Here is a 4,637-nt window from a genome sequence, read left to right on the forward strand (position 1 = left end):
GGGCGACCAGGTCCTGCACGCCGTACGCGGTCTGCTGCCCCCCGCGCGGAGCGAGGACGACGGTGTTCCACAGCTCCGTGAGGGCGGGGTCGCCCGGCGCGAGGGCGGCGACGGCGGACAGTCGCGCATCCTCGTCCGCGACCCGCTGCGCGGCCGTCTTCGGCGCATCCGCCGCTGCAGTGGCCTCCGGGGACGGCGTCGCCGCGACGACCGGGTCCGTCGGCGCATCGGCCTGCATCCACGGGAGGAATGTGCCCGTCTGGACGAAGTTACCCGCCAGCACGACGCCGGCCACGAGCACGACGACCGCGATCACCATCAGCACACGCGCGACTCCCCGGATGGCCGGGTGGGTGTCCCCCCGTTCCTGCGCGGTCAGCGCGCCGTCGTCAGACACCGGGTGTCTCCGCGGGTTCCGTCGTCGAATCCAGCCCGACGCTGGCCGCCGACTGCCCCTCGCCGCCGAGGCTCGCTTCGGACTGCCCCTCACCGCCCTGACTGTCGGCGGAACGCGTCAACCAGCCCTGCTTGTTCATCGTGAACAACGCGTAGACCTTGATCGGCAGCGCCACGAAGATGATGATGACCGTCACCAGCGGCAGCAGCACGATGTCCTCGGGACGCCGCCAGAGGTGCGACATGCCCCGGATGCCGCGACCGACGAACAGCCACACGATCGCCAGCCCCAGACCGAGGAGCGGATGCTCCGCCCGCACCGAGAGCGCGATATAGGCCAACGCGACGAACATCGTGAACGGGGTCAGCAGGATCTGCATCATCGTGATCTGCGAGATCAGCGGGACCTTGAAGACCCAGCCGTGGCGGATCGCCGTGAGATAGCACCGGAACGAGTTACGGCTCCACCGGACTCGCTGCTTCACGAAGGCTCGGAACGTCCCCGGGAACATCGACAGGGCGCGGGCGCTGTCCTGGTGCGCAACGCGAAAACCCTGCGAGAGCACGAGCCACGTCATCCGTCCGTCGTCGCCCGCGATGCACTCCTTGCCGAAGAACATCTCGTGCTCGAGGTCCTGCACGCGCGGCTGGATGACCGATCGACGGTAGGCCGCCGTGCGCCCGGAGGCGCAGATGATGCCGCCGAACCGCCCCATCGCGGGCGCGTAGTCGGTGTAGCGCAGGTCGATGATCCAGTCCGCCACCCGGCGCCAGATGCTGGACTTGGGCAGGTAGACGTTCTGGCGCGTGCTGACGGCCCCGACCGCCGGGTCGATGAAGGGCATCTGGACGGCGTCGAGCATCCCGTCCTCCCACGCGGTGTCCGAGTCGACGAACACGATCAGCTCGGTGTCCACCATCCGGATGCCGACCCCCAACGCCGAGCGCTTCCCGCGGTGGTGGAACATCACGACGTCCACCGTGGGCAGCTCCAGCGCCTCGATACGTCGTTGCGCTTCCACGTCGGCCACGTCGAGAACGATGATGATGCGCGACGGCCCCTGCCGCACCCACGTCTGCAGGCAGCGCAGGAGCACGTCGGGGTCCTCGTGGAAGGACGGTACGACGACCGTGGTCGTGGTGCGGTAGTCGTTACGCACCGGGCGCGAGGTCGCGGCCAGGATCTTGCGGACGATCCAGAACCCCCACGACACGATGCCGAGGTAGCCGAAGGGGAGCAGCCACATCAGCTGCTCTCCGAATGACCCCTGGCCCATCCGTTCTCCCCGGGTACGCGCGGCGAATACGCCAAAATCGGCCCGGGGAAGACAGTGAAGGTTACCGCGTTCGTATTACGTGCACGCAACGTCGGCGAGGGAGGCACCCGCCTCGACGCTGTTGTCACACGCCACGGTGTTCCCCGCGGCGCGGGCCGCACCCACCAGCGTCACTCCGAATCCCCCCGGTGCGGGCCGCAGGACACTCGATGCGACGACGTTGCCCGAACCCCACGGGGGCAGGATGACGTGGATCGAAATGGCATCCACTGGGCCCTGGACCGTGGAACCCTCCACACGCCACTCGCTCCCCTTGAGATCGACGGCGCTGTCCACCGCCGGGGACGCCCCCGTCGACAGCGACGATCCGCGGACGACGCCCGCGGTCGTCCCCTCCTTCACGTCGAGCGCCTCCGCCGTGGTGTCCCGCACGACGAGACCATCGAAGACGTTCCGGTCGCTGCGATCGGGCTCGCAGGCCGAGTACCGGCACCAGTTCGACTCGGCCGAACCGACGTAGACACCCTCGCCGAACTCCGGGTCGACCAGCCCGGTGCGCTCCACGGTGACCGAACGCACCGCATTGTCGGTGCTCCCGGCGCGGAGGTGCAGGCCCTCCTGGCCCACGTCCGAGATCGTCAGGGATGTCAGGACGCTCTGGGTCGTGGAGTCGAGGACGACGCCCTTCTGGCCTCCCCGCACCGTGAGATCGCGCACGTCCCAGAACGCGACGCCGTCGAGGTGGAGCGTGTAGCCGTCGGAGACGTCGCCACCGTCGAGCACGGTCCCGTCGGATCCGCACAACACGATCGGCGCCTCGGACGTCCCCGACGCCGTCGCGCGGAAGTGTCCGGCATAGACCCCCGACGACAACTGCAGCACCGCCCCCGGCACCGCGGCGTCCAGTGCCGTCTGCAGAGCGTCGGCGCCCTCGCCCACGGCGACGGCACCCGGGGCGCACGGCGCGGGCGGAGGCGCAATCGGGGAGGCGGGCGCGCAGGCCGACAGCGCCGCAGCACTGGCGGCGGCGAGCGCGAGCGCGGCGAGGAAGCGGTTCATCGCGTCGAGTATCCCAGTCCGCGATCGTAGGGTGGTCGCATGCCGCGCACCGCGCCCGCCTCAGGCCGTGGCGAGGAGATCCCGGAAGAACCCGTCGACGTGCGCCCGCAAGCCCTCGATGCGACGGTCGCGCGCCGCGGCGGCGTCGTGTCCGAGATACGCCGGCGGGTCCAGCCGCCGGACGTTCGCGGAGCACTCGAAGTGCGCGCACACCAGGGTGCCGACGGAGTTGCCGGCCTTGCCCGCCCGGCCGGTCCGCCGGGCCGAGAAGAAGACCACATCGTTGGGCAGGGTGACGTCCGAGCACCACGAGCACTGCGGACGCGAACGGGTGGGCTGCTCCGCCTGCCGCAGTTGCAGACCGACGGGAGCTCCGTCGATCTCGGCGACGACGAACCCCAGCAGGGGTGCCTTGGGGTCGCGCCAGCCCAGGTAGTCGAGCCGCTCCCAGGGACGATCGGCGAGATCGGCGGGGAGAGCGATCGACTTCCGCTCGCGCAGCGAGACGTTGGCGAAGCTGGATCGGAGGGTGGATTCGGTGAGGGAGATCATGACGGTCCCATCGGTGGACCGGAACGGGTCCGGTCGTGCGGCACCCGCGGCACGGCGCGGGCGATCGGATTCCTCCGCGTCGAGGAGTCTCGGCGCGGGTGGGGCGCACGACCCGGAGGGTCGCACGACATCGCCGCTCAGGCGGCGGGAACCACGGATCCGATCGAGCCTCTGCCGTCGGCGCAGATGGCGCCGACGACCCCCTCACGCCCGAAGGGCATCGATGGGGCGAAGGACGACATGCCTCGAGGGTACGCCGATCAGCTGCGGAAGGGGGCCGATCCGAGCACGCGCTCGACCGTCATCTCCAGGACGACGCGCTCGGGGTTCACCCGCGGCTGCCGGTAGCGGGCGGCGTAGAGGTCGACCGCGTGCGCGACCTCCGCGGGGTCGTCGCTGACACGCGCGCGTCCCTCGAAGCTGATCCAACGGGCACCGTCGACGGAGCACACCGATGCGCGCCCGCTCCGCTCGGCGTTGACGAACTTCTGCGTGCCGCGCGAACCGATGATGCGCACCACGCCGTCGTCGTACGTGAAACCGACCGGCACCGCGTGCACCCTCCCCGAGCGGCCGATGGTCGAGAGAGTGGCCAGGTGGTACTCGCTCAGGAAGGCGAGGGCGTCGTCGGTCAGCACGGTTCCAGCGTGCCACGTCCGGCGAGGTGCGAGACGGTCCGCGTGGCGGCATCCCATCGACGTAGGCCGATCGCGCGCGCGTCGATCGGCTCACCGCCCTCGGCCCCGAGGGCCAGCAGCGCCTCGCCGACCCGGTCGAGGGGCACACGACGGGCGAGAGTGACGTGCGGCATCCACTCCCCCACGCCGGTATGCGGGGCATCGTCGCCCGACCCGGCCCACGCGTGCACGGCGGCGTGGAGGTCGAGCAGGGCGGCGTCGGGGACGACGGATCGGGCCAGCACCCGGGAGCGGCCCCCGCCGAACAGCAGCGGAGCACCGAGCGTCATCGGGAGCGGCACCCGACGTTCGAGCGCGTCCGTGGCGACGGCCGCGACCCGCGGGCGAACGAGCAGAGTCACGTGCGGCCGGTTGCTCGCACCGGTGTGACGAGCCTGACTGGGAAGCCCCGCGTCGGCCAGGAGTCGCCATTCCCGTCGCACCGCGGCCTCGGCTGCCGCGTCGAAGACGATCTCCAGGCTGACGACGTCGCTCATCAGAACGTCATCGCGTCGACCACCATGCGGCAGCGACGAGCACGGGCTGGAAGAAGAGTCGGGCGAAGCGACGACGATCGGTATCGAGCCCGAAAGCCGAACGCCCCTTGCGCCACTGATCGACGTTGCCGGGGAAGATCGCGACGTAGAAGGCCGCCAGGGCCGCGCCGATGCGACGC

6 protein-coding genes are annotated in these 4,637 nt (G+C 70.6%); all 6 read right to left on the minus strand.

What is annotated here, in order from left to right:
* Positions 1 to 397: hypothetical protein (locus LQV45_RS18225; RefSeq protein WP_230008231.1), on the minus strand; the 397-nt coding region annotated here is incomplete at its 3' end.
* Positions 390 to 1,673, minus strand: coding sequence for a glycosyltransferase (locus tag LQV45_RS18230; protein WP_230008232.1), 1,284 nt, complete (start codon positions 1,671 to 1,673; stop codon positions 390 to 392). The genes LQV45_RS18230 and LQV45_RS18225, both read right to left, overlap by 8 nt.
* Before the next feature lie 75 nt (positions 1,674 to 1,748).
* Positions 1,749 to 2,732 (minus strand): hypothetical protein, encoded by a 984-nt coding sequence (locus tag LQV45_RS18235; RefSeq protein WP_230008233.1) that lies wholly within the window; start codon positions 2,730 to 2,732, stop codon positions 1,749 to 1,751.
* 60 nt (positions 2,733 to 2,792) lie between these two features.
* Positions 2,793 to 3,284, minus strand: coding sequence for an FBP domain-containing protein (locus tag LQV45_RS18240; RefSeq protein ID WP_230008234.1), 492 nt, complete (start codon positions 3,282 to 3,284; stop codon positions 2,793 to 2,795).
* A 260-nt stretch (positions 3,285 to 3,544) separates the two neighbouring features.
* Positions 3,545 to 3,922 carry a PPOX class F420-dependent oxidoreductase gene (locus tag LQV45_RS18245; protein WP_290370268.1) on the minus strand — a complete coding sequence of 126 codons (378 nt, stop codon included), beginning with the start codon at positions 3,920 to 3,922 and terminating at the stop codon, positions 3,545 to 3,547.
* Entirely contained in the window at positions 3,916 to 4,458 is a 543-nt protein-coding gene (locus LQV45_RS18250; protein ID WP_230008236.1) for a 2'-5' RNA ligase family protein, read from the minus strand. The genes LQV45_RS18245 and LQV45_RS18250 overlap by 7 nt, the downstream gene beginning before the upstream one ends.
* Between the last annotated feature and the right edge of the window lie 179 nt (positions 4,459 to 4,637).

This window comes from Microbacterium sp. Bi128 (assembly GCF_918698205.1).